The sequence below is a fragment of the Herbiconiux sp. genome, from assembly GCF_023264855.1.
Taxonomy (GTDB): domain Bacteria; phylum Actinomycetota; class Actinomycetes; order Actinomycetales; family Microbacteriaceae; genus Herbiconiux.
Genome location: NZ_JAHFUW010000001.1, coordinates 14,753 through 39,150 on the forward strand (window position 1 = coordinate 14,753; position 24,398 = coordinate 39,150).

At 70.7% G+C, this 24,398-nt stretch carries 21 protein-coding genes; 8 read left to right on the forward strand and 13 right to left on the reverse strand.

What is annotated here, in order from left to right:
* Nucleotides 1-178: 178 nt before the first annotated feature.
* The 5 genes from Q0D75_RS00070 to Q0D75_RS00090 form a co-directional block, all read right to left on the reverse strand.
* On the reverse strand, nt 179-1,549 hold the full coding sequence (locus tag Q0D75_RS00070) for an LCP family protein (protein ID WP_291047900.1): 1,371 nt from the start codon (nt 1,547-1,549) through the stop codon (nt 179-181).
* Nucleotides 1,546-2,070 carry a 5-(carboxyamino)imidazole ribonucleotide mutase gene (gene purE / locus Q0D75_RS00075; RefSeq protein WP_291047903.1) on the reverse strand — a complete coding sequence of 175 codons (525 nt, stop codon included), beginning with the start codon at nt 2,068-2,070 and terminating at the stop codon, nt 1,546-1,548. Before purE ends, Q0D75_RS00070 begins: the two co-directional genes overlap by 4 nt.
* A gap of 17 nt (nt 2,071-2,087) precedes the next feature.
* On the reverse strand, nt 2,088-3,224 hold the full coding sequence (locus tag Q0D75_RS00080; RefSeq protein WP_291047906.1) for a 5-(carboxyamino)imidazole ribonucleotide synthase: 1,137 nt from the start codon (nt 3,222-3,224) through the stop codon (nt 2,088-2,090).
* A gap of 252 nt (nt 3,225-3,476) precedes the next feature.
* Complete coding sequence (locus tag Q0D75_RS00085) at nt 3,477-4,202, reverse strand: PH domain-containing protein (protein WP_291047908.1); 726 nt, start codon at nt 4,200-4,202, stop codon at nt 3,477-3,479.
* Nucleotides 4,203-4,283: 81 nt separating this feature from the next.
* The gene (locus Q0D75_RS00090) at nt 4,284-5,105 is read right to left on the reverse strand and encodes a biotin--[acetyl-CoA-carboxylase] ligase (RefSeq protein ID WP_291047910.1); all 822 of its coding nucleotides are present in this window, start codon (nt 5,103-5,105) and stop codon (nt 4,284-4,286) included.
* A 59-nt stretch (nt 5,106-5,164) separates the two neighbouring features.
* Here Q0D75_RS00090 and Q0D75_RS00095 point away from each other — a divergent pair, with 59 nt between their 5' ends.
* A complete protein-coding gene (locus Q0D75_RS00095; protein WP_291047912.1) occupies nt 5,165-6,799 on the forward strand; it encodes an acyl-CoA carboxylase subunit beta in 1,635 nt (544 codons plus the stop codon).
* Between the two features lie 119 nt (nt 6,800-6,918).
* On the opposite strand, the gene Q0D75_RS00100 is transcribed toward Q0D75_RS00095, so the two are convergent.
* Complete coding sequence (locus Q0D75_RS00100; protein ID WP_291047915.1) at nt 6,919-9,447, reverse strand: phosphatidylglycerol lysyltransferase domain-containing protein; 2,529 nt, start codon at nt 9,445-9,447, stop codon at nt 6,919-6,921.
* A gap of 46 nt (nt 9,448-9,493) precedes the next feature.
* Between Q0D75_RS00100 and Q0D75_RS00105 the strand changes: the two genes are divergently transcribed.
* Nucleotides 9,494-9,730, forward strand: coding sequence for an acyl-CoA carboxylase subunit epsilon (locus tag Q0D75_RS00105; protein ID WP_291047918.1), 237 nt, complete (start codon nt 9,494-9,496; stop codon nt 9,728-9,730).
* Between the two features lie 287 nt (nt 9,731-10,017).
* Here Q0D75_RS00105 and Q0D75_RS00110 read toward each other — a convergent pair whose 3' ends face one another.
* The 4 genes from Q0D75_RS00110 to Q0D75_RS00125 all read right to left on the reverse strand — a co-directional run bounded on the left by Q0D75_RS00110 (nt 10,018) and on the right by Q0D75_RS00125 (nt 14,580).
* Complete coding sequence (locus Q0D75_RS00110; protein WP_291047921.1) at nt 10,018-11,046, reverse strand: hypothetical protein; 1,029 nt, start codon at nt 11,044-11,046, stop codon at nt 10,018-10,020.
* Nucleotides 11,043-12,320, reverse strand: coding sequence for an ATP-binding protein (locus tag Q0D75_RS00115; protein WP_291047923.1), 1,278 nt, complete (start codon nt 12,318-12,320; stop codon nt 11,043-11,045). Before Q0D75_RS00115 ends, Q0D75_RS00110 begins: the two co-directional genes overlap by 4 nt.
* The gene (locus Q0D75_RS00120; protein ID WP_291048301.1) at nt 12,310-12,975 is read right to left on the reverse strand and encodes a response regulator transcription factor; all 666 of its coding nucleotides are present in this window, start codon (nt 12,973-12,975) and stop codon (nt 12,310-12,312) included. The genes Q0D75_RS00115 and Q0D75_RS00120 overlap by 11 nt, the downstream gene beginning before the upstream one ends.
* A 159-nt stretch (nt 12,976-13,134) precedes the next feature.
* Nucleotides 13,135-14,580 (reverse strand): class I SAM-dependent RNA methyltransferase, encoded by a 1,446-nt coding sequence (locus Q0D75_RS00125; protein ID WP_291047925.1) that lies wholly within the window; start codon nt 14,578-14,580, stop codon nt 13,135-13,137.
* A gap of 39 nt (nt 14,581-14,619) precedes the next feature.
* Between Q0D75_RS00125 and Q0D75_RS00130 the strand changes: the two genes are divergently transcribed.
* Both Q0D75_RS00130 and Q0D75_RS00135 read left to right on the forward strand, forming a co-directional pair.
* Nucleotides 14,620-15,282, forward strand: a complete 663-nt coding sequence (locus Q0D75_RS00130; RefSeq protein WP_291047927.1) for a nucleoside triphosphate pyrophosphatase — start codon at nt 14,620-14,622, stop codon at nt 15,280-15,282.
* A gap of 140 nt (nt 15,283-15,422) precedes the next feature.
* Entirely contained in the window at nt 15,423-17,204 is a 1,782-nt protein-coding gene (locus Q0D75_RS00135) for a biotin carboxylase N-terminal domain-containing protein (protein ID WP_291047930.1), read from the forward strand.
* Between the two features lie 71 nt (nt 17,205-17,275).
* On the opposite strand, the gene Q0D75_RS00140 is transcribed toward Q0D75_RS00135, so the two are convergent.
* Entirely contained in the window at nt 17,276-18,715 is a 1,440-nt protein-coding gene (locus tag Q0D75_RS00140; RefSeq protein ID WP_291047933.1) for an NAD(P)H-quinone dehydrogenase, read from the reverse strand.
* Nucleotides 18,716-18,850: 135 nt separating this feature from the next.
* Here Q0D75_RS00140 and Q0D75_RS00145 point away from each other — a divergent pair, with 135 nt between their 5' ends.
* The 4 genes from Q0D75_RS00145 to poxB all read left to right on the forward strand — a co-directional run bounded on the left by Q0D75_RS00145 (nt 18,851) and on the right by poxB (nt 23,635).
* A complete protein-coding gene (locus Q0D75_RS00145; RefSeq protein WP_291047935.1) occupies nt 18,851-19,081 on the forward strand; it encodes a hypothetical protein in 231 nt (76 codons plus the stop codon).
* A gap of 74 nt (nt 19,082-19,155) precedes the next feature.
* Complete coding sequence (locus Q0D75_RS00150; protein ID WP_291047936.1) at nt 19,156-19,989, forward strand: purine-nucleoside phosphorylase; 834 nt, start codon at nt 19,156-19,158, stop codon at nt 19,987-19,989.
* A gap of 125 nt (nt 19,990-20,114) precedes the next feature.
* Nucleotides 20,115-21,848, forward strand: a complete 1,734-nt coding sequence (locus tag Q0D75_RS00155) for a phospho-sugar mutase (protein WP_291048304.1) — start codon at nt 20,115-20,117, stop codon at nt 21,846-21,848.
* Between the two features lie 53 nt (nt 21,849-21,901).
* Nucleotides 21,902-23,635, forward strand: coding sequence for a ubiquinone-dependent pyruvate dehydrogenase (gene poxB / locus Q0D75_RS00160; RefSeq protein ID WP_291047938.1), 1,734 nt, complete (start codon nt 21,902-21,904; stop codon nt 23,633-23,635).
* A 7-nt stretch (nt 23,636-23,642) separates the two neighbouring features.
* Here poxB and Q0D75_RS00165 read toward each other — a convergent pair whose 3' ends face one another.
* Both Q0D75_RS00165 and Q0D75_RS00170 read right to left on the reverse strand, forming a co-directional pair.
* The gene (locus Q0D75_RS00165) at nt 23,643-23,915 is read right to left on the reverse strand and encodes a PTS ascorbate transporter subunit IIB (RefSeq protein ID WP_291047940.1); all 273 of its coding nucleotides are present in this window, start codon (nt 23,913-23,915) and stop codon (nt 23,643-23,645) included.
* A 4-nt stretch (nt 23,916-23,919) separates the two neighbouring features.
* The gene (locus Q0D75_RS00170; RefSeq protein ID WP_291047943.1) at nt 23,920-24,396 is read right to left on the reverse strand and encodes a PTS sugar transporter subunit IIA; all 477 of its coding nucleotides are present in this window, start codon (nt 24,394-24,396) and stop codon (nt 23,920-23,922) included.
* Nucleotides 24,397-24,398: the final 2 nt, after the last annotated feature.

Consider the following 24,398-nt stretch of genomic DNA (forward strand, 5'->3'; position numbering starts at 1 on the left):
GCCGGTCGCGCCGGGCTTCGCTCGGCGTGACCGGGCTGCGCCGGTCCCTGCCCGGCGCAGCGCGACATGTGAGCGCGCGGTCGAGGGACGCGGCCTGCGGTCGCATCCCTCGGCCACACGCTCACCTTGGGTCGTCGAGTACGGCCTGTTGCGTGCGTGCAGGTACCACCGTGTTTGGCTATTGAGGTGAGTTCGTAGCGTTGGAGAGTACTAGGGCGCTCGAGACCGTGCTTCGGACGAGGTCCCAGTCGGGGGCCTCGGGGTCGATCAGAGGGGGCGTGAGCTCGACGTTGTCGATCGGGAGGTCCTTGGTCTTGAGCGCCAGGTCGAGGAAGTAGGCGAGGGTCGACTGCGGGATGTCGGTCTGCACGACCTGGGTGCCGGCCGAGACGATGTCCTGGAACTTCGAGAGCACGTTCACCGGCTGGAACTGCTTCAGGATGGCCGTCTGCAGTTCGCGCTGGCGCTCCATCCGGTCGTAGTCGCTCGTGGTGTGGCGGGAGCGGGCGTACCAGAGGGCCGTGTAGCCGTCCATGTGCTGCTCGCCGGGCCAGATGATGCCCTCGACCTCGTTGCCCTCTTCGTCACCGCCCATCGGCAGCTCCTCGGTGACGTTGATGTCGACGCCGCCGAGCGCGTCGATGAGGTCGGAGAAGCCCTGCATGTCGATCATCACGTAGTACTGGATGGTGATGCCGAGGGCGCCCTCGATGGCATCCTTCGTCGCCTCGACGCCGGGGTTCGAGCCCTCGGCGTCGGCGTTCGGATACAGGTCCTGGTCGAAGGCCATCACGCGCGGGTAGAGGAAGCTGATCTGGCAGTCGCTGCCGCAGTCGTAGCTGCCGTCGGGGGCGTAGTCGGTGCCGATCAGGGGCGAGTCCGCCGCCAGCGGCACGTCCTGCAGGTCGCGCGGGATGCCCACCATCGTCGCCCGCCCCGTGTCGGCCTCGATGGAGACCACGGTCATGCTGTCGGGCCGCATGCCGTCGCGGTCGGGCCCGGCGTCGCCGCCGAGCAGCAGGATGTTGTAGCGGCCGTCGACCGGGGGCTCGGCCGCGGCCTGCGCGTTGAACACCGAGCTCAGGCCCGACTGCGCCACATTCGCGTAGTACGCCGCTGCCGCCGCGCCTCCCGAGGTGAGCACCAGCAGCACCACCGAGAACGCCGCGAGCGCCGGGCGGGCGCGATCCCCCACGCGCACCAGCCGCACGAGACGCAGGGTGTCCAGCGTGAGCACCACCCAGAGCACCGCGTAGGCGATCAGCACGCCCTGCGCGATGGTGAGCGGAATCGGGTTCGTGGCGATCGAGAAGATCACCTGCGGCCAAATCGTGTAGATGATGAGGCCGAGCACGGCCAGGATCCACAGCGCGAAGGTGAAGTAGAGGCCGAAGCGGCCGAGCTTGCGGTTGCCGGCGAGCACCTGGGCGGATCCCGGGATCAGCAGGTTGAGCACGACGAGCCACCACCCCCTGACCGTCATGGCCTTGGAGGAGGTGACATCCGGATACCGGATCGGGCTCGCTGTGGAGGAGGCGGTTGTCGTCATAGGCGGGTTTGGAGGTCCGTGTTCTTCTGCTCGACGAGCTCGGCGAGCTCGGAACGATAGCGGTCGAGGGCGTCGGCGAGGGCGTCGCCTGCGGCGTCACCCGAGGTGGAGAGGATGCTGACGGCGATCAGCGCGGCGTTCTTGGCGCCGCCGATGGAGACGGTGGCGACCGGGATGCCGGCCGGCATCTGCACGATCGACAGCAGCGAGTCGAGGCCGTCGAGCTTGGCCAGCGGCACCGGCACGCCGACGACCGGGAGGGTGGTGACGGAGGAGAGCATGCCCGGCAGGTGCGCTGCGCCGCCGGCCCCGGCGATGATGACCTTGAGGCCGCGTTCCCGGGCCGACTTGCCGTAGGCGATCATCTTCTCGGGGGTGCGGTGCGCCGAGACGACCTGCACCTCACTGGGAACACCGAAGTCGTTCAGCACCTGCACGGCGTCGCTCATGACCGTGAAGTCGGAGTCCGATCCCATGACGACGCCCACGAGGGGCCGGATGTCGGGTGCATCTGAGGGCATGCCTCTTAGCGTAAGTGTCAGTTCTGGAAGAACGCCGCAGCGGCACGCGCGCGGAACACGACGTCGTCGAGCTCGTCGCCGGCCACGGTGAGGTGCCCGATCTTGCGGCCGGGCCGGGCGGTCTTGCCGTAGAGGTGCAGCTTCGCCGTCGGCTGGTCTTCCAGGGCGGCGCGCGCCGGCCCGTCGAGGTCACCGTCGGAGGGTCCGCCGAGGATGTTGATCATCACGGTCCACGGCTCGCGGAAGCCGGTGGCGCCCAGCGGCAGGTCGAGAACCGCCCGCAGGTGCTGCTCGAACTGGCTGGTGGTCGAGCCGTCGATGGTCCAGTGTCCGGTGTTGTGCGGGCGCATCGCCAGCTCGTTCACCAGGATGCGCTCATCCGTCGTCTCGAACAGCTCGACGGCGAGCACGCCGGTGACACCCAGTTCTTCGGCGATCGTGTGCCCGATGCGGGCTGCCATCTCGGCCACGGCGCCGGCGGCACCGGGAGCCGGGGCGATCACCTCGGCACAGACGCCGTTTTTCTGGATCGACTCGACGACGGGCCACAGCGTGGTCTCGCCGCTAGGCCGCCGGGCGACCAGCTGCGCGAGCTCGCGGCGGAACTCGACCAGTTCTTCTGCCAGCAGGGCGCCTCCGCGGCCGTCTTCGTCGAGCGCCTGGAACCACTCCTCCACCTGAGCGGCGGATTCGACGACCCGCACGCCCTTGCCGTCGTAGCCGCCGCGCGCGGTCTTGACGACCGCCCGGCCGCCGTGGTCGGCGATGAACGCGTCGAGCTGCTCCGGCGTCTCGACCCGGGCCCAGTCGGGCATCGGGATGCCGAGCTCGCCGAGCCGTTCGCGCATCCGCAACTTGTCCTGGGCGAACTGCAGAGCATCCGGGCCCGGATGCACGCGCACGCCCTCCTCGACGAGCGCCCGCAGCACGGCCTGAGGCACGTGCTCGTGGTCGAACGTCACGACGTCGACGTCGCGCGCGAACGCCCGCACGGTCTCGAGATCGGTGTAATCCCCCACCGCTGTCCCCGCGATCGCGGCCGACATCCCCTCGCCCTCAGCGAGCACCCGGATCTCGATCCCCAGCTCGATCGCCGGAGGAACCATCATCCGGGCCAACTGCCCGCCACCCACAACGCCCACAACAAAAGTCACACGTGGAGTTTACCCGCGCTTCTGCCGAGCACTCGAAGTCTCAGGCCCTGCTCGATGACCCAAGGTGAGCGGGTGGCCGGAGGATGCGACCGCAGGCCGCGTTCTCCGACCGCGCGCTCACATGTCGCGCGGCGCCGGGCAGGGACCGGCGCCGCCCCGGGACGCCGAGCGAAGCCCGGCGCCCCGGCAGCTAACACAGCCGGACAGTCTCAGCCGCGAAACCACCGGCGCGCCATCGTCAGGAACAACCACTCACGAGTACGGCAGCGGCGGCACCGGGTGCTCGGTGAGGTCGCCGAGCAGCTCGGCCACCAAGCGCGCCGAGGGCACGTCGTGCAGGACGACCGTGAGGTCGGGGCCGGCGACTACGCGCACGTTGCCGGTGGCGAACGCCGCCTGCAGCGGAGTGCGGCGCACACGGATGTCGGTGACGCGCGCCAGATAGAGGTCTTGGCGGTCGCCCACGAAGAGGCCCCGACGGGCGATGATGCGGCGCGAGGTGATGGTGTAGCGGTGACCCAGCCACGCGATGAAGGGCAGCAGCGTACCGAAGAACACCAGAGCTCCCGCCCCGGCGAGCGCCGTGATGTTCTGCCACTCCTCCGGGAACCGCCCGCCGAACCAGCCGAGGGCCGTCACCGTGGCGAACAGGATGAGCACGGGGATGGTCAGCCGCCGCGCGTGCGGGCGGGTGCGCAGCAGGATGGTCTCGGGCACCGGCTCCACCGCGGTGGTGTAGCCGCCGTAGCCGGGATGGGCGGGTGCGCCGGGCGACGCTGTCGCGCCGGGGCCGGGGCCGGACCCGGGCGCGGCCTGGGCAGCAGGGGCCGCCGCCGCACCCCATCCGAAGCGCTCGGTCGCCGCCTGATCACCCGGATCGGCCCGCGGAGACCGCCCTCGCGTCACGGGCTCGGCACCGTTCAGGAGCGCGGTGAACGAGTCCTCGTCCTCCGTGGGTACATTCCTGCGCCTGGCCATGCTGCCCATTCTTCACTGCTAACCCCGGTATGGGCTGTCGCGCTCCCGGAGATGCGCCACATTCGAGGTCGAGGCCAGGGTTCAGCGGCTGTCGCGGTGCCGCAGGTGCGTCACGTCGCCAGCGGAGACGACCAGCGGATCGGGCGAGTCGTCGAGGTCGACGACAAGCCGCCCGGTCGCGTCCAGCGAGCGGGCGACCCCCGTGCGGAACACCTCCCCCGGCAGCTCGACGCGCACCGGCCGGCCGAGCGTCGCCGAGGCGGCCGTCGCCGCGGCGAGCAGCCCGCTCGCCTCCGGGTCGCCGTCGTGCGCGAGCCACTGCCGGTACACCTCGCCGAGCGAACGCAGGTACGCCGACAGCACCACGTCGGCCGTGACATCCGGAGCCCCCGCCAACGCCAGCGACGTGGCCAGGGGCGTCGGCAGCTCTTGCTCGGTCAGCGACAGGTTCAGCCCCGTGCCCACCACGACCCCGCCCCCGCCCGGGAGCAGCTCGGCCAGGATGCCGCACACCTTGCGGTCGTCGATCAGCACGTCGTTGGGCCACTTGATGCCCACCGACGGCCCCACGGATGCCGGCACCAGCGACCGCACGGCCTGTGCCATCGCGACCCCGACGACCAGCGGGAGCATCCCGAACCGCTCGAGCGGAACCGGCGCACCCGAGGCGCCGACCGGCCGCAGCAGCACCGAGATCGCCAGACAACGACCCGCCGGTGCCTTCCACACCCGGCCGAGGCGGCCCTTGCCCGCGACCTGATCGTCGGTCACCACCACCGACAGATCGGGCCAGTCGGCCGCCGAGGGACCGGACGCCTCGCGCGCCAGCAGTTCGTTGGTCGAGCCCGCCTGATCGAGCCAGTGCAGCGCGGGCGTGAAGGCCGAAGACAGCGGAAGGTCCATGCCGACACGCTACCCAGTCACAAGCTCGGCGTGCGCTTTTGTAGGGTTTCGGCAACCGGATGCCCCAACCCCTGGCCGGTAGAGTGAACGGCGTGAGTGAAGATCTGACGACCGAGCCCGACATGTACACCACGGCGGGCAAGCTGGCCGACCTGAAGAACCGCTATCACGAGGCCGTGACGGCGAGCGGCGAAGCCGCCATCGAGAAGCAGCACAAGCGCGGCAAGAAGACCGCGCGCGAGCGCATCGAGCAGCTGCTCGACCACGGCTCCTTCGTCGAGATCGACGAGTTCGTGCGCCACCGCACGCACGCCTTCGGCATGGACAAGTCGCGCCCCTACGGCGACGCGGTCGTCACGGGAACCGGCACCATCCACGGCCGCCAGGTCGCCGTCTACGCGCAGGACTTCACCATCTTCGGCGGGTCGCTCGGCGAGGTGGCCGGCGAGAAGATCATCAAGGTGATGGATCTGGCCCTGAAGACCGGCGTCCCCATCATCGGCATGCTCGACTCCGGCGGCGCCCGCATCCAGGAGGGTGTCGTGGCGCTCGGCAAGTACGGCGAGATCTTCCGCCGCAACACGGCCGCCTCGGGCGTCATCCCGCAGATCTCGATCATCATGGGCCCGGCGGCCGGCGGCGCGGTGTACTCCCCCGCCCTCACCGACTTCGTGATCATGGTCGACAAGACCTCGCAGATGTTCGTCACCGGCCCGGATGTCATCAAGACGGTCACCGGCGAAGACGTCGGCATGGAGGAGCTCGGTGGAGCACTCACCCACAACAGCGTCTCAGGCGTCTCGCACTACCTGGCCAGCGACGAGGACGACGCGCTCGACTACGCCCGCGCGCTGCTCAGCTTCCTGCCGCAGAACAACCTGGCCGAGCTGCCCGTGTACGACTCCGAGGTGGAGCTCGAGATCACGGATGCCGACCGCAAGCTCAACACGATCATCCCCGACTCGCCGAATCAGCCGTACGACGTGCACACCGTGATCGAGCACCTCGTCGACGGCGGCGAGTTCCTCGAGACGCAGCCGCTGTACGCCCCCAACATCGTGGTGGGCTTCGCGCGCGTCGAGGGGCGTTCGGTGGGCATCGTGGCGAACCAGCCCAGCCAGATGGCCGGCACGCTCAACATCGAGGCCGGCGAGAAGGCCTCCCGCTTCGTGCGGTTCTGCGACGCGTTCTCGATCCCGATCCTCACCCTCGTCGACGTGCCCGGCTACCTGCCCGGCACCGACCAGGAGTGGACGGGCGTCATCCGCCGCGGCGCCAAGCTGCTCTACGCCTACGCCGAGGCGACCGTGCCGCTGGTCACTGTGATCCTCCGCAAGGCCTACGGCGGCGCGTACATCGTGATGGGCTCCAAGCAGCTGGGTGCCGACATCAACCTCGCCTGGCCGACCGCCGAGATCGCGGTGATGGGCGGCCAGGGCGCCGTGAACATCCTCTACCGCGGCGAGATCAAGCGCGCGGAGGAGGCGGGCGAGGACGTCGCGGCCGTGCGCACCAAGCTCGCGAACGAGTACACCTACAACGTGGCGTCGCCGTTCCTGGCGGCGGAGCGCGGCGAGCTCGACGGCGTGATCGAGCCCGCGGCCACCCGCGTCGCGATCACGAAGGCCCTGCGCGCCCTCAAGACCAAGCGCGCGAGCCTGCCCCCCAAGAAGCACGGCAACATCCCGCTGTAGCCTCCTGGCAGAAACCTGCTCGCATCCAAAACGACGGAGTTTCTTCGGGACACACCCAACCCAGCCGGGTTTGGCAGGCGCGTCGCGAAGAAACGCCGTCGTTTTGGATAGGGCGGGCGTCAGCGGGAGGCGAGGGTGCGCACGAGCGCCACCGTCTCCTTGGCCGACATCGAGGGGAGGTAGGCCTTGCCGATGGCGGTGCCGATCGCCGGGAGGCCGAGCGCGTCGGGGTAGACCATGTAGATGGTCGAGTAGGTGGGGTTGAACTTGGCCTTGAACTTGAACAGCGACGAGAAGCCGTAGGCGGGCTCCAGCGTCTTCGCCAGGAACTCCAGCAGGCCCGTCATCACGGTCGGCTCGGGAGCAGGAGCGCCCGGCGCGGCGGGAGCCGTCGCGAGCGGAGCGCCCGACAGCGACAGCACCTCGACGCCCTCCTCCTTCATGTGCAGCGCCGATGAGGCGATCAGGTACTCCATGGTGCCGCCCATCGACTCGTCGGCCCGGCGCATGAAGTCCAGCGTGTAGCCCACGGCCACGCCGTCGCGGTACATCGGCAGCCAGCTGGTGACCGCCGCGATCCGGCCTTCCGAGTCGATCGCGAGCATCAGCTTCACGTCGGGATCCTTGATCTCCTCCAGCGCACCGAGCGTGAAGCCCATCTCGGGCAGTTCCTTCTCCGACACCCAGGCCTCGGAGATGGCGTTGATCTGCGCGATCATCGGGCGCGAGAGCTCGTCGTAGGTGGTCCAGAGCGTCGTCATGCCCTCACGCACCCCGCGGTTGAGCGAGGAGCGCACGTTCTGCCACGACTTGCCGGTCATCTCCAGCGACTGCGGGTGCATCAGCGTCTCCTCCCCCACGGGGATCGACTGCCAGCCGAGCTCGGCGAACACCGGCATCACGTTCTCGTGCACGCTGTAGAACACCGGCACCCAGCTGCGCGAGTCGCAGAACGCCGCGAACGCGCGGATCGTCGCATCCTCGTCGCCCGGCGCACACACCGGATCGGACATCGTGATGGCCACGTCGTTGATCACCCGGTAGGCCACAGCGGCCTGGCCGTCGGCCGAGAACCAGTACACGTTGCCGGGCCAGGTGGTCATCCAGCCCAGCGTTCCGCCTCCGCCGCGGCGGAGCAGCGCTCGGATGCGCTGGTGGTCGCCCACCTGCACCGACTGCTCGGTCGAGGCGATCAACCGGAACGAGCCGAACGTGAACAGCGCCCAGAACACGGGACCGATCCACTGGAACAGGAACAGCGCGACGGGCGCCGAGGGCACCAGCGCCTCACCGGTGACGCCCACCATCGTCACCGGAAGGAAACGCCGCGGAAGGTCGAACACGAGCTCCACCACGGTCGTGCCGGCCGGGCTGAACGAGCCGATCAGGATGCCGCAGGCCACCAGATACACCAGCGACAGCACGGCGTAGGAGGCCACCACGAACACCACGAAGCGGATGAACGCCTCGCGGGGCGCCCGCAGCGCGAAGCGGCGCCGCGCGGCGAACAGCAGGATCGCGACCGCGAGCGGCACGGCGATGGTCGACCCACCCCAGACGATGTACTCGCCGATGTCGATCGGCTGCAGCGCGGCATCCGTCGCCGAGTCGATCTCACCGGCCCCGGCGGCGAACGAGAGCACGAGGCCGAGGAAGACGAAGGCCAGCACGATCATCGCGAGGTTCGTGACGATGCCGAGCCAGAGCGCGAAGCGCCTGCCCTTGCGAAGACCCCACGCCGACACCAGCAGCAGCGCGAGCGGCACGAAGGTGAGCACGATCGGGCCGAGCCCGCCGAGCTGGGAGAGCCGCTCGAAGTCGTCGCACACCGCGGAGGTGGCCGTGGAGCAGAAACTGTCGATGTCGGCGGCGGAGGGGAAGATGTCGCCGTAGAAGCTGCCCGCCAGGCCGAAGGCGCCACTGCCGTCGGGGTTCAGCAGCGACACCAGAGGCCCGACGGCCGTGATCAGCACGATGGCGGCGATGAGCACGCGCACCTCGCCGAACGAACTGCGCAGCAGCACGAGGCCGCGGCCGCGTCGATGGGAGAGGAAGTGGCCGATGACCAGACCGGCGACGCCGGCGATCAGCCGGTAGACCGTGGAGGTGTCACCGTCGTAGAGGGTGAACATGATGAGCAGACCGAACGTGACCAACCGCACCCGGCGCCGCCAGAGCGGCCCCATGAAGGCGCTCGCCACGAGCAGGCTGCCGACGATCGGGGTGAGCGGATCCATCGTGAGGTCGTAGCTCGTGCCGTCGGCCCACCACTCGCCGGCGAGCGAGCCGATCCACTGCACCAGCACGCCGAGCCCCACGCCCACCAGACCGGTGACGAAGAAGACGGGGATCAACCGGCGGCGTCCGAGCAGGCGCTCCGAGACGCCCAGCAGCACGAGGGAGGCCAGGATGCCGGCCACCAGCTGGAACGGATCCCACGGAATGAACAGGGCGGTGACGATCGTCCACCAGTGGCCCATGTCGATCACCGTGGTGACACCCGCGGCCCAGGCGTACTGAGTGGTCTCCGAGGGGGCCCCGAAGAACGTTCCGGCGATCAGCGAGGTGACCAGCACGACCGCGGCGAACGCGATGCTGACCGGCACGGTGGCCAGGTATCTCCCAGCGAAGACGAGCGTGTTCCTCATCCTGTTCCCCCCTGTAGTCGCAGAGTTCTAATGTAGCCTCGTCGATGTGAACGAGACGACCGACCTAGGCCCTGTCGAGCCCTCGATCCGTGTGCTCAGCACCGGTCTCTCGCCCGAGGAGGTGGCCGCCGTGACGGCGGTCATCGAAGCCGCGGTCGAGGAAGAGATCGACGCGCTGCACGACGAGGCGCCCGTCGCACCTTCGGCGTGGGAGCGGAGCCAGCGCGCGCTACGTGAGCCGCTGCATCCGGGGCCCGGTGTGTGGCGTTCGTTCTCGGCCTGACCCCGCGTGCGCCGCATCCGCCGGCTCCTGGGTGCGTGCTGAGCGAAATCTGAGAACGGCGACGAAATTGTCCACCGAAATGCCTACTGTGCTCTTGCGCCGGCGCCGCCAGGATAGTTATCGCTAGGTGTGTCTCTTTGAGTTACATCGCCGGACACGGGTCGACTAGGGTAAGCGGGCTCGTGTTCCGGGGGCGAGTCAGGGCGGTATTCGGGTTATCGTCCTGACTCGAAAGCCTTCCGGGGGTCGATGAGAATCGGCCCCCGGTCTTTTGCGCCCGAAAGCTCTCAGTCGTCGTCCGCCGAGCGCGGAACCTCGAGCCAGAGATCGAGTTCGGCCTCGCCCGCGTGGGAGTCGGCGGTGGCTCCGGATGCGCCCGGGTCGCGAAGGCCCACGATCGTGACGGCGACCTCCTGGTCGTCGTGCACCGTGCGCACCACCATCCGGTCGGCCTTCGTCTCGCCGATCTGCTGCGCGATGACGGCGGTCACCCGGGCGTGCGCGGCGCTGTCGAGGTCGTCGATGCCGCCGTCGTCGAGCAGGGTCACCTCCACCCCGCGGCGGCGCGCCGCCATCACCTCGTGCCGCACCCGGTCGTCCAGCAGGCGCCGGCCGCGGATCTCGTCGCGCATGGCCGCCTCCAGGTGCAGGCACTCCCGGCGCGCGGCGTCGTCGAGTCGGCCGTCGCTCGTGACGATCCGGCGCAGCATCGGCGCCACCCGCCGGTTCATCTGGCCGAGCCGCACCCGCCGCTCATAGAACTCGGCCTCCTCCTGAGCCTGCCATTCGGCCGCGCGGTGCTCGGCCTGCTCGAACAATCGGGCATCGCGGGAGGAGTGCGCGATCGCCGTGGTGGTGGCCTGGGCGACGCCGGCCCAGATCGGGCCGCCGATCGCGCCGAGTGCCGGCAGGGCGAGCGGGTCGCCCGTCCACACCAGCAGGGCCAGCACCATCACGGCGAGCCCGCTCCAGCCGAACCACGGTCGCTGCCGCACCACCGTGATCGTCATCAGCGTGCCGATCGCTCCCACGATCCAGGTGGCGTAGCCGTTTTCGAGAGTCGGATCCAGCTGGGTCAGCACCAGGATCAGGCCCACGGATGCCACGGCGACGTTGACCGCAGCCAGTGGTGCCGGCATCCGGATGCCCGGGTACGGCGCCAGGCTCAGCACGGTCGCAGCGCCGTAGAGCGTCATCGCGACGATCGACGGACCGGGCGAGTACGGCAGGTCCAGCGCCGAGATGCCGAGGACGATGTGCAGGGCCGAGAACAGGGCGGCGAGCCCGACGAGGAGGAACCGCGGGACACCGATCATGCGAAGCGGCCGTCCTGGTCGCCGCCCGGCCACTCCAGCAGCACAGAGGTGCCCGATCCCGGCGCCGAACGGATCTCGGCGATGCCGCCGACCGAGCCGACCCGCTCGCGGATCGAGATCCGCAGCCCCAGCCGGTCGGCGGGCACGGCGTCCGGTTCGAAGCCTGCGCCGTCGTCGGTGACCACCACGCTGAAGCCGGCATCGCCCCAGCCGTGCACCGTCAAGGTGCGGTGGACGGCAGGGCCGGCCTCCCCGTCGCTTTCGCTGTCCCCGTCCCCGTCGCCGTCGCCGTCGCCGGCGTGCCGGATGCTGTTGACCATCGCCTGCACTGTTGCCGAGTAGAAGCCCTCGGCCACGCGCTCCGGAACCAGCGCCCGCAGGTCGCCCTCGGCGGTGAATCGGATGTCGGCCGCGAGCGTGTCGGCGAGCGCCCGGCAGCGCTCCGCCAGCGCGCCGAGAGGCTGCAGCCGGCCGCCGGCGGTCTCGGCGTCGGCACTCTGCAGCGCCACCAGGGCCTGCTCGGCCATCTGCACGGCGAGAGCGCGGTCGGCGTCCGACGCCGCCCGCGAGGCGGCGAGCAGCGTCGAGAGTACCCGGTCGTGGATGACGGTGTCGACCCGGGTGCGCTCCTGCTCGGCGGCGTGCTGCTTCGCCGCCTCGGCGTAGCGGCCGGTGGCGGTGGCCTGGGCGTCGTCGACCCGGCTGGCGGCCGCCCGCAGCGCGGTGACCACGATCACGATGAACGCGCCGAGCACGAGGGCGTAGAACGCGTCGAGCACCGCGATCTCCCACGGGGCCTGCCCGCCGGCCGGCAGGATGCGCAGCACTGCGTAGACCACCGGGACCGTGAGCGTGTAGACCCCGGCCCAGACGATCGGGAAGGAGATACCGGCGGCCGCGATCGCCACGGTGACGATGTACCAGAGCCAGGGCTGGGTGCCGATGGCTGCATCCGTATCCCGCACCGCGAACGGCCAGAGCAGCAGGATGACCACGAACAGCACCGCGAACACTCCCGTGCTCAGGCGGATACCGCGCCCCAGCAGCGAACAGACCGCGGCCACGGCCATCGACCCGAACACCCCGATCGCCACGCACCAGGCCCACTCGGGCTTGAGCGTGTGCACCGAGTCGTTCAGCACGGGGATCGAGAGCACGGCGAAGATCAGGCCGAACAGTCCCTCGAGCCGGGCGAGCGTGAGGTCGATGCGGGTGCGGCTGAGTCGCGGCCTCGCCGGCGGCGCCGGTGCCGTGGCCGGGTTGCTAGCGGACATGCCCGCGGTCGTCGAGGGCGCCCCTGTCGTCGAGGGCGAGGATGCCGTCCTCCACCGCCCGGCGCAGCAGCTCGACCTTGGAGCGGGCGGGGCGGCCGACCTCGACGTACTTGGCGCGGATGCGGTCGAGGTACTCCTTGGCGGTGGAGGCCTTGATGCCGAGCTTCAGGGCCACCTGCGACAGCGGCAGTCCCGAGGCGTAGAGGTGCAGCACGTCGCGCTCGCGCTGGGCCAGCTGCGCCTTGCCGAACTCCCGGTCGGCGTCGATGGCGCTCGCCCACTCCAGATTGTTGAGCACGTCTCCCCGGGCCACCGCCACGATGGCCGCGACGACCGCGCTGGTGGCGGCGGACTTCGGGATGACGCCCGCGGCCCCCGCGGCGAGCGCCTCGCGCACGAGACCCACCCGGTCGGCGATGCTGTGCACGAGCACGGCCGCGCCGAGGCCGAGGGCGTGCTGCACGTTCTCGGTGACGGTGAACCCGTCGCCGAGGCTGAGGTCGAGCACCACCACGTCGCACTGCTGCCCGGCCAGGACGACCCAGAGATCGCTCACCGAGGCGCTGGCGGCCACCACCTCGAGTCCGGCGTCCTGGCAGGCGGCGCGCACGCCGAGCCGAACCGATTCGTGGTCGTCGACGATGGCCACGCGCACGGCGGGTGCCGCCTGTGCCGTCGTCTCGTCCGTGCCGCTCGCGGCGGCGTCATCGTCGTCGTGCACTGCCCACCCCTCGAGAAAGCGTGATTCCATCCTACGACCGCCATCCGCGGAGCCCTCCGAGCCTCGGGGCCCTTCGGGCGGAAAGAGGAGGCGTCAGGCGCGCACGAGCACGCCGATCGTCTCCACGTGGTGGGTGTGCGGAAAGAGGTCGAAGGCGCGCAGCGAGGCCAGCTCGTAGCCCGCCTCGCGGAACAGGGCCACGTCGCGCGCGAACGCCACCGGGTCGCAGGCCACGTAGACGACCTGCGCCACCTTCAGGCGGGTCAGCGAGCCGACCACCTGCTTGCCGGCGCCGGATCGCGGCGGGTCGATCACCATCGTCGCCGCGGCGAGCCGCTGCAGCTCGTGCGCCGAGGACTGCTTCTCGAGGTCGGAGAGGTAGCGGTCGACCCGCGCGGTGACCGCGCGGGCGCCGATCCACTCGGCGAGGTTGGCAGAGGCGTAGTCGGTGGCGGTGGCGTCGCTCTCGACGGTGGTGATGCGGGTGGCGGGGCCGAAGCGGTCGCCGATCGTCGCGGCGAGCAGGCCGACACCGCCGTAGAGGTCGTGGTTGGCGGCCCGCGGATCGAACAGGGCGGAATCCGTCTGCGCCTGAACCGCCGCGCTCAGGGTGCGGGCCGCGTCGCGGTGCACCTGCCAGAAGCCGTTCTCGGCCAGCCGGAACTCGCGCTCGCCCACCCGCTCGGTGATGGTGGCGGGCTTGCGGGCGGCGGCCGCCCCCGAGGTCGGGGCCGAACCCGTGCGGGAGCCGGTTCCGGATGCAGCGCCCGCGCGAGCGCCTCGCCCTCCGGCACCGCGCGCCGATCCCCGCTGGGAGCCCCGCGGATGCCCGCGGCCACCGGTCTTCGACAGCTCCTCGGCCACGCGCGACACCCGCACCTGCCCGTCGGCGGTCTCGACGAACTCCACGGCCACGGCGTCGTCCACGATCCGGGACAGCGCGGCGGACTCCTCGATCGCGGCGGTGGCGAGGGGTAGGTCGTCGACCGGGATGACGGTGTGCGAGCGGGCGGCGTACGGGCCGATCCGGCCGTCGGGGCCGACGTGCAGGCGCAGCCGCGTGCGCCAGCGGGTGCCGGGGGCCGCGGCATCCGGAGCCGTGCCGTCCGGGCCCGGCGCGCCCACCGCATCCGGAGCATCCGGGGCATCCGCCCCGATCGCCTCCACCTCGACCGTGCGCTCGAGGCCTCCACCCATCCGCTTCAGCGCGTCCTGCAGCACCACGGCCTTGAGTGCCCGCTGGCGCGGCAGGGCGATGTGCCCGAACTCGGCTCCGCCGGCGCGCTGCTCGGGAGAACGCTCCACCGAGGCGGCAGCCCAGACGTGCGGCACCCTGTCCTCGGACGCCGTCAGCACCTCGACCGTGTCGGCCCGCCAGAACGACGACTTGGCGTCGTCGACGATGCGCGCCAGCACCCGCTCGCCCGGGATGGCGTCGGCCACGAACACCACACGGCCGTCGAGCCGGCCCACCGTCACGCCGCCGTGGGCTACATTGTCGATGTCCAGCTCTACGAGCCCGTTCCGGTCTGTATTCATCCTCCGAGCATCCCACAGCTCGCTCCTGGAAGGCCCTCCGTGCGCCTGTACCTCGCCTCCACCTCGCCCGCCCGCCTCGCACTGCTGCGGCAGATCGGCATCGAGCCCTTGCTCGTGCCCTCGCACGTCGACGAGGAGGCCGCGGTGGTCGCCGCCGAGCAGGCCCACGGCCCGCTGACTCCGGATGCCATGGTGCAGCTTCTCGCCGAGGCCAAGGCCGAGGCCGTGGTGGGGTCGCTGGTGGACGGCGAGCCGATCGACGGCTTCATCCTGGGCGGCGACTCGGCCTTCGAGCTCGACGGCGTCGCCTACGGCAAGCCGCACCGCCCCGAGGTGGCCCGCGAGCGCTGGCTCGCCCAGCGCGGCAAGAGCGGCATCCTGCACTCCGGCCACTGGCTGATCGACCACCGCGGCGGGCGGCGGCAGAGCGCCTCCGGCCGCACCGACCATGCCGAGCTCACCTTCGCCGACGACATCTCCGATGCCGAGATCGACGCCTACGTGGGCTCGGGCGAGCCGCTGCTGGTGGCGGGCGCCTTCACGATCGACGGTCTGGCCGCGCCTTTCGTCCGCACCATCACGGGCGCCCCCTCGGCGGTGATCGGCATGTCGTTGCCGGTGTTGCGCGATCTGCTGGCCGGGTACGGCGTCTCCTGGACCGACTTCTGGAATCCGGATGCCGTGGCCGGCCCCGGCCTGTGACGCCCGCTTTCCGACACCCGGTTTCCGGGCGGCCGGGCCACCGCATCCGGCGTCGTTGTCTGATTCCGCCAGGGTCGCACGCCCATTTTTGTGAGCACATGCCAAAGGAGGGATGGGCGGCGGCAATAAGCTAGGTGATTATGCCTCGAATCACCAAGGTCCTCATCGCCAACCGGGGCGAGATCGCCGTGCGCGTCATCCGCGCCGCACGGGACAGCGGAATCGCCTCCGTCGCCGTCTACGCCGACCAGGATCGCGACGCCCTGCACGCCCAGCTCGCCGACGAGGCGTACGCGCTGGAGGGCACCACGAGTGCCGAGACGTACCTGGTGATCGACAAGATCCTGTCGGTGGCGCGCCGCTCCGGTGCCGACGCCGTGCACCCGGGCTACGGCTTCCTGGCCGAGAACGCCGACTTCGCGCGTGCGGTGATCGGCGCGGGCCTCACCTGGATCGGCCCCTCCCCCGAGGCCATCGAGAAGCTCGGCGACAAGGTCTCGGCCCGGCACGTGGCCGAGAAGGTGGGCGCGCCTCTCGCCCCCGGCACGATCGACCCCGTCACGGGTGCCGACGAGGTGCTCGACTTCGTGGCGATCCACGGCCTGCCCGTGGCCATCAAGGCGGCCTTCGGCGGCGGCGGCCGCGGCCTCAAGGTCGCCCGCACGGTCGAAGAGGTTCCCGAGATGTTCGACTCGGCCACCCGCGAGGCGATCGCCGCCTTCGGCCGCGGCGAGTGCTTCGTCGAGAAGTACCTCGACCAGCCCCGCCACGTCGAGACCCAGTGCCTGGCGGATGCCTACGGCAACGTCGTGGTCGTCTCCACCCGCGACTGCTCGCTGCAGCGCCGGCACCAGAAGCTGGTCGAGGAGGCTCCGGCCCCTTACCTGTCGAAGGAGCAGAACGACCTGCTCTATTCGGCCTCGAAGGCCATCCTGAAAGAGGTCGGCTACCTCGGCGCCGGCACCTGCGAGTTCCTGATCGGCAAAGACGGCACCGTCTCGTTCCTCGAGGTGAACACGCGACTGCAGGTCGAGCATCCGGTCTCCGAAGAGGTCACCGGCATCGACCTGGTGCGCGAGCAGTTCCGGCTCGCCGAGGGCGGCACGCTCGACTACGCCGACCCGGTGCCGCACGGCCACTCCTTCGAGTTCCGCATCAACGGCGAAGACCCGGGCCGCGGCTTCCTGCCCTCCCCCGGCCCCGTGCACGTGTTCAAGCCCGCCGGCGGTCCCGGTGTGCGCGTCGACTCCGGCGTGCAGGCGGGTGACGTGATCTCCGGGTCGTTCGACTCGCTGCTCGCCAAGCTCATCGTCACCGGCGCCACCCGCGAAGACGCCCTGGAGCGCGCCCGTCGCGCCCTGGACGAGTTCGAGGTCGCCGGCCTCCCGACCGTGCTCCCCTTCCACCGCGACGTGGTGCGCAACGAGGCCTTCGCGCCCTCCGACGGCGAGCCCTTCTCCATCTACACCCGCTGGATCGAGACCGACTACGTCAACCCCGCCGAGCCCTGGAGCGGTTCGCTCGAAGACGCCGCGCCCGCTCCCGAGCGCCGCACGGTGATCGTCGAGGTGGCCGGCAAGCGCGTGGAGGTCGCCCTCCCCGCCCGCCTGGGTGCGGGTTCCGGATCGGGCGCCGCCTCCTCCTCCCGCACGGCCGGCGCCCCGCCGAAGCGCCGCGGTGCCGCAGCCTCCGGTGTCTCCAGTGCCACGGGCGACTCGGTCAAGGCCCCCATGCAGGCCACCGTCGTGAAGATCGCCGTCGCCGACGGCGACCAGGTCGTCAAGGGCGACCTCGTCCTAGTCCTGGAAGCCATGAAGATGGAACAGCCCATCACCGCCCACAAAGACGGCACCATCAGCAACATCCAGGCCGCAGTAGGCAGCACAGTCTCCTCGGGCCACGTGCTCTTGTCTATCGCCTGAGCTCACCGAGAAGTCGCAAATGGCCCCTAACCCGCGGGTTTAGGGGCCATTTGCGACTTCTCGGCGGAGCCTTAGAGCACGATGTGCATGGCTCGGGCGGCATCGGAGATGCTGCCCGAGAGGCTCGGGTAGACCGTGAAGGCGCGGGAGACCTGGTCGACCGTGAGGCGGTGCTCCACCGCCAGGGCGATCGGGAAGATCAGCTCTGAGGCGTTGGGGGCCACCACCACACCGCCGATGACGGTGCCCGAGCCCGTGCGGGCGAACAGCTTCACGAAGCCGTCCTTGATACCCATCATCTTGGCGCGCGGGTTGGAGGAGAGCGGCAGCTTGTAGATGTCGCCCTGGGCGATGCCCTCTTCGATCTGGCGCTGGGTCCAGCCCACGGTCGCGATCTGCGGCTGGGTGAAGATGTTCGAGGCCACATTGCGCAGCTCCGTGGGGTTGACGGCGTCACCCATGGCGTGGAACATCGCCGTGCGCCCCTGCATCGAGGCCACGGAGGCCAGCGGCAGGAACGTGGTGCAGTCGCCGGCGGCGTAGATGTTCGGTGCGCTCGTGCGCGCCACCCGGTTCACCCGAATGTGGCCCGAGTCCGAGAGCTGGATGCCGGCCTCCTCGAGGCCGATGCCCTTCGTGTTCGGAACGGAGCCGACCGCCATCAGGCAGTGCGAGCCCTCGACCCGGGTGCCGTCGGAGAGGATCGCGACCACGCCGTCGGCGGTGCGCTCCACCGAATCGGCCCGCGACTTCGAGAGCACGGTCATGCCGTTGCGCTTGAACACGTTCTCGATCACGGCCGCCGCATCCGCGTCTTCGCCGGGCAGCACCTGGTCGCGCGAGGAGATCAGCGTCACCTTCGAGCCGAGCGCCGTGTAGGCCGAGGCGAACTCGGCGCCGGTGACACCGGATCCCACCACGATCAGGTGCTCGGGCACGGCGGTGAGGCTGTAGAGCTGGGTCCAGGTGAAGATGCGCTCGCCATCGGGCACGGCCGAGGGCAGGATGCGCGGGCTGGCTCCCACGGAGATGACGATGGTGTCGGCGTCGATGTGCTCGAAGTCGGTGCCGCCGTCGCCCGCGCCGGTGGAGACGATCACGGTGTCGGGCCCGTCGAGCCGCCCGTGCCCGTTGAGCACCTTGACGCCGGCGCGGATGAGGCTGGCCCGCATGTCTTCGGACTGCTGCCGGGCGAGACCGAGCAGGCGCTTGTTGACCTGCGCGAGGTTCACGGCAACCTCGGGCCGCACCGGGCGCCCGTTCTTCTCGCTGCGGGAGAAGAACTGCACACCGAGGTCGGCGGCCTCGCCGATGGCGTTGGTGGCCTCGGCCACCGCGATCAGCGTCTTGGAGGGCACCACGTCGGTGATGACGGCCGAGCCGCCCACCCCCACCTGTTCGATCAGGGTGACCTCGGCGCCGAGCTGCGCACCCGCGATCGCGGCTTCGTACCCGCCCGGGCCTCCCCCGACGACGGCGACACGTTGTTTGCGCTCGAACTCATAGGCCATGAGGCCATTGTCCCGCCTGAGAGCGGGCTGGCAAAACCAACGGCGGATGACTTCTGGGCGGGCCCGCCGGATCGGCTAGGGTTTCGGTGTGATCCAGGGGTGTGTGCCGGTGTCCGGTCGAGCGCGGAGGCGGCTGTGAGCGCCGCGGGAACGCCCGGGCGCAAGCGTCCGGTGGCCCGCGTCTTCGTCGCCGCGGTCGTGGCGCTCGTGATCGGGGTGATCGGGATCGCCCTGCTCTCGGTGCATTCCGGCGAGCCGATCTCGCGCTCCTGGCACTTGTGGGTGATGGCCGTGGTGGGCATCCTCGGCGGCCTCTACTTCCTGGTGGCCGCGATCGCTCGAGCGGTGTCCCAGCGGGATCGCTGAGTGACCGACGGTCCGCGTAGTGACCACCGGCCCGAGGAATGACCAACGGCCCGAGGATTGAATAGAGTGGATGGATGTCGATCACCAGCACCAATCCCCTCGATGACCCCGCATCCGACCCCTTCGCGATCGCCCGTGAGGCCGCTGCGCAGATCGCCGAGCTGTCGGGCGTCGCGCATCACGACATCGCCCTGACACTCGGCAGCGGCTGGGGCAAGGCCGCCGATCTGCTCGGCGAGACCGTGGCGAACGTGCCCGCGAGCGACGTCGTCGGTTTCGGGATGCCGGCGGTGCCGGGCCACGTCGGCACGCTGCGCTCGATCCGCCTGGCCGACGGCCGGCACGCATTGGTGATCGGCGCCCGCACGCACTACTACGAGGGCCACGGCGTGCGCCGGGTCGTGCACAGCGTGCGCACCGCCGCCGCGACCGGGGCGAAGACGATGGTGCTCACGAACGGCGCCGGCGGCATCAAGGAGACCTGGACGCCGGGTACCCCGGTGCTGATCAGCGACCACATCAACCTCACCGCCGACTCCCCCCTCGAGGGCGTCACCTTCATCGACCTCACCGACCTGTACTCGGCGCGGCTGCGCGAGGTCGCCCGCACGGTCGACTCCTCGCTCGACGACGGCGTGTACGTGCAGTTCCGCGGCCCACACTACGAGACCCCGGCCGAGGTGCAGATGGCGAAGGCCATCGGCGGCCACATCGTCGGCATGTCGACCGCCCTCGAGGCCATCGCCGCCCGCGAGGCCGGCATGGAGATCATCGGCTTCTCGCTGATCACGAACCTCGCGGCGGGCATCCAGAAGACGCCGCTCAGCCACGCCGAGGTGATCGAGGCCGGCCGCAACGCCGAGGCGAGGATCGGGGCGCTGCTCGCCCGGGTCGTCGAGGCCCTCTAGGCCGCACCGTGACCACAGCGAACAGCGGATCGGGCGCCGCATCCGGCTCGGCGAACGGCTCGACCCCCTCGGCCGACGACGTCCCCAACGACCTCGAGGTGCTCGCCGAGGAGGCGCTCGCCTGGATGGCGCAGGATCCCGACGAGGAGACCCGCACCGAACTCGCGGATCTGCTCGAAGCGGTCGGGCGCAGTGCCGCGGATGCGGCCGACGAGCTGCGCTCCCGCTTCGGCACCCGGCTGGCGTTCGGCACGGCCGGCCTCCGCGGTGAGCTGGCGGCCGGCCCGAACCGGATGAACCGGGTGCTGGTCGGGCAGGCGGCGGCGGGCCTCGCCGCGTTCCTGCTCGAGCGGGCGTCCGGCGGCGCCGACGGCACCACGGGCACGCCCTCGATCGTCATCGGCTACGACGGCCGCAAGAACTCACGGGTCTTCGCCACCGACACGGCCGAGATCATGGCGGGTGCGGGCATCCGGGCCGTCCTGCTGCCGCGTCTGCTGCCCACGCCGCTGGTGGCCTTCGCGGTGCGCGAGCTCGGCGTCTCGGCGGGCGTCATGGTGACCGCCTCGCACAACCCGCCGCGCGACAACGGCTACAAGGTCTACCTCGGCGACGCCGATGAGGGATCGCAGATCGTGTCACCGGTCGACGCGCAGATCGCGGCGCAGATCGACCGCGTCGCCGCCACGGCGAACGTGCTCGAGCTGCCGCGGTCGGAGGCCTACGAGATCGCACCGGAGAGCCTCGTCGAGGCCTACGTCGCGGCGACCGCGGCCATCGCGCTCGAGGATCCGGCACTCACGAGAGCCCGCGCGGCAGCCGGCGCCGCCGCATCCGGAGCACCCTCGCTCACCGTCGTCTACACGGCGATGCACGGCGTGGGCTGGGAGACGGTGGCGCGCGTGCTCGAGGCGGCCGGCTTCCCGGCGCCCGTGCTGGTCGACGCGCAGATCGAGCCCGACCCCGACTTCCCGACCGTGGCCTTCCCCAATCCGGAGGAGCCCGGCGCACTCGACCTCAGCTATGCGAAGGCGCGCGAGGTGTCGGCCGACCTCATCATCGCGAACGATCCGGATGCCGACCGCTTGGCGGTCGCGATCCCGGATGCGTCCTCCGCCGACGGCTACCGCCCACTGACCGGCAACGAAGTGGGGCAGCTGCTCGGCTGGCGCGCCGCCGAGCTGGCGAGCGCCGAGCCGCTGACCACGGAGTCCGGCACCGATTCCGGCGCCTCCCCCACGCTCGCCTGCTCGATCGTCTCCTCGCCCGCGCTCGGGATGGTCGCCGCGGAATACGGCCTCGGCTGGGCCGAGACGCTCACCGGGTTCAAGTGGGTCTCCCGCGCGCCCGGCCTGGTGTTCGGCTACGAGGAGGCGCTCGGCTACCTGGTGAACCCCGGCACCGTGCGCGACAAGGACGGCATCTCGGCCGCCGTCGCCTTCCTCAGCCTCGCCACGGCGCTGGCCGCCTCCGGGCAGAGCATCGCGGATCGCCTGACGGCGTTCGCCGAGCGCTTCGGCCACTACGCCTCGGCGCAGATCTCGCTGCGCGTCACCGATCTCGCGCAGATCGACGTGGTGATGGCGAGGCTGCGCGCCGATCCGCCCACCGAGATCGGCGGCCTCCCGGTCGAACGGATCGACGACCTGGCCGAAGGCTCGGCCGCCCTGCCGGCCAGCGACGTGCTGCGGATCGTCCTGCCGGGTGCGCGCGTCATGGTGCGCCCGAGCGGCACCGAGCCCAAGCTCAAGATCTACCTCGACGCCTGGAGCACCGAGGGCTCGGCCGCCGACCGCCGCGAGGCCGCCGTCGACCTGCTGCAGCGCCTCGAGGGCGGCATGCGCGACCGCATCTCCTGAGGCCCGGGCGATCGCAGGTGGTCGCCGCACCAGGAACGTCGTAGCGTCGGAGTATGACTACCGTCGCAGACACCCTGGTCGAGATCATCGCGGATGCGGGGGTGCCCCGGGTCTACGGCCTGCCGGGCGACTCGCTGAACGGGTTCACGGATGCGATCCGCCGGCATCCGGGGCTCGCCTGGGCGCACGTGCGGCACGAAGAGGCGGCGGCCTTCGCGGCGGCCGCCGACGCCGCCCTCACCGGTGAACTCGCGGTCTGCGCGGGCAGCTGCGGGCCCGGTAACCTGCACCTGATCAACGGCCTCTTCGACGCGAACCGCAGCCGGGTGCCGGTGCTCGCCATCGCGGCTCAGATCCCGGCGAGCGAGATCGGCAGCGGCTACTTCCAGGAGACGCACCCGCAGGAGCTCTTCCGCGAGTGCAGCGTCTACTGCGAGCTGGTGAGCACCCCCGAGCAGCTGCCCCGGGTGCTCGAGATCGCGATGCGCACGGCGATCGAGCGGCGCGGGGTGGCCGTCGTGGTCATCCCGGGCGAGATCTTCCTGGCGTCGTCGGCCGGACGGCCGAAATCCGCGCCGATCCGGGCGACGCATCCGGTGATCCGCCCCGACGACGCCGAACTCGCGCGGGCCGCCGGCATCCTGAACGGCGCGAAGGCGGTCACGATCCTCGGCGGCGCCGGCACCGAGGGCGCGCACGCGCAGGTGCTCGCCCTGGCCGAGAAGCTCAAGGCCCCGCTGGTGCACGCTCTGCGCGGCAAGGAGTTCCTCGAGTACGACAACCCGTACGACGTGGGCATGACGGGCCTGCTCGGCTTCGCCTCGGGCTATCGGGCGATGGAGAGCTGCGACGCCCTGCTGATGCTCGGTACCGACTTCCCGTATCCGCAGTTCTACCCCTCGAAGGCGCAGATCGTGCAGGTCGACATCCGCGGTGAGCAACTGGGCAAGCGCACCCCGATCGACCTGGGGCTGGTGGGCGACGTCGGCGACACGATCGACGCCCTGCTGCCGCTGCTCGAGGAGAAGGCGAACCGCAAGCACCTCGACTCCTCGGTGGCGCACTACGGGAAGTCGAGGAAGGGCCTGGACGCGCTGGCCGACGACGACCGCGGTCGCGAGCCGATCCATCCGCAGTACGTCGCCCGGCTGGTGAGCGAGCTGGCGTCGGACGACGCGGTCTTCATCCCGGATGTCGGCTCCCCCGTGGTGTGGGCCGCTCGCTACCTGACGATGAACGGCCGGCGCCGGCTGATCGGCTCGTTCAGCCACGGCACGATGGCGAACGCGGTGCCGCACGCCATCGGAGCGCAGAGCGCGTTCCCGGATCGGCAGGTGATCGCCCTCTCCGGTGACGGCGGCCTGTCGATGCTGCTCGGTGAGCTGCTCACCCTGAGGCAGAGCAAACTGCCCGTGAAGATCGTGGTGTTCGACAACTCCTCGCTCAACTTCGTCGAGGTGGAGATGAAGGCCGCCGGGTTCGTGAACTTCGGCACCGACCTCGACAACCCCGACTTCGCGGCGGTGGCGAGCGCGATGGGCCTCCACGCGCAGCGGGTCGAGAAGCCGGGCGAGCTGGAGGGGGCCCTGCGCGCCGCGTTCGCGCATCCGGGGCCGGCGCTGGTGAACGTGGTGACCGCGCGGCAGGAGCTGTCGATCCCGCCCACCGTCACGGCCGAGCAGGCGAAGGGGTTCACCCTCTACGCCATCCGCACGATCCTGTCGGGGCGGGGCGACGAACTGGTCGACCTGGCCGACACGAACATCCTGCGGCGGCTGTTCCGCTAGGGTCGGCTCAGCCGACGGCGATCTCGAGCTTCGCGGTGATCTCGTCGAGGTCGAAGTAGTTGGTGATCACGACGATGTCGGCGTTCGTGGCGCCGATCGAGGACACCAGCTCGGGTGAGGTGAGGATGACCTGGGCCCCCGCAGCGGCGACCGCGACACCTGCCACGTCGGAGGCCGCGACCTCGGCCTCGACGTCGAGCCGCTCGAGCGCGCGCAGGGCGTTCACCCGGAGGATCTCCGAGGTTCCGATTCCGGCACCGCACAACGCAACGATCTTCACGGTCTCAGGATAAGCCCGGCTCCGCGGCGCGGCTGAGAAGTCGCCGGATCTCGTCGGCGGAGGCCGCTTCGGCGAGCGCCGGGATGACGCTCGGGTCGTTGAACACGTTGGCCAGTCCGGCGACGGATGCGACGTGCTGGTCGGCCTCGGCGGCGGCGAGCCCGATCACCACCGACACGGGGTCGTTGTGGGCGTGCCCGAACGCGACCGGCTCGGCGAGGGTGACCAGCGCGAGGCCCGGCGCGAGCACGTCGGGGCCGGGCCGGGCGTGGGCGAGGGCGAGCCCGGGGGCGATCACGATGTAGGGACCGAACTGCTCGACCAGGGCGATCATCCGCTCGCCGTAGGGATCCTCGGCCGCTCCGGAGGCGACCAGCGCGTCGGCGACGACCCGGATGGCGGCACGCCAGTCCTCGGCGTGCGCGCCGATCGTGATGGCCTCGTCGGGGAGGGCGCCCAGGGGCGGGAGTTCGTACGTCATCG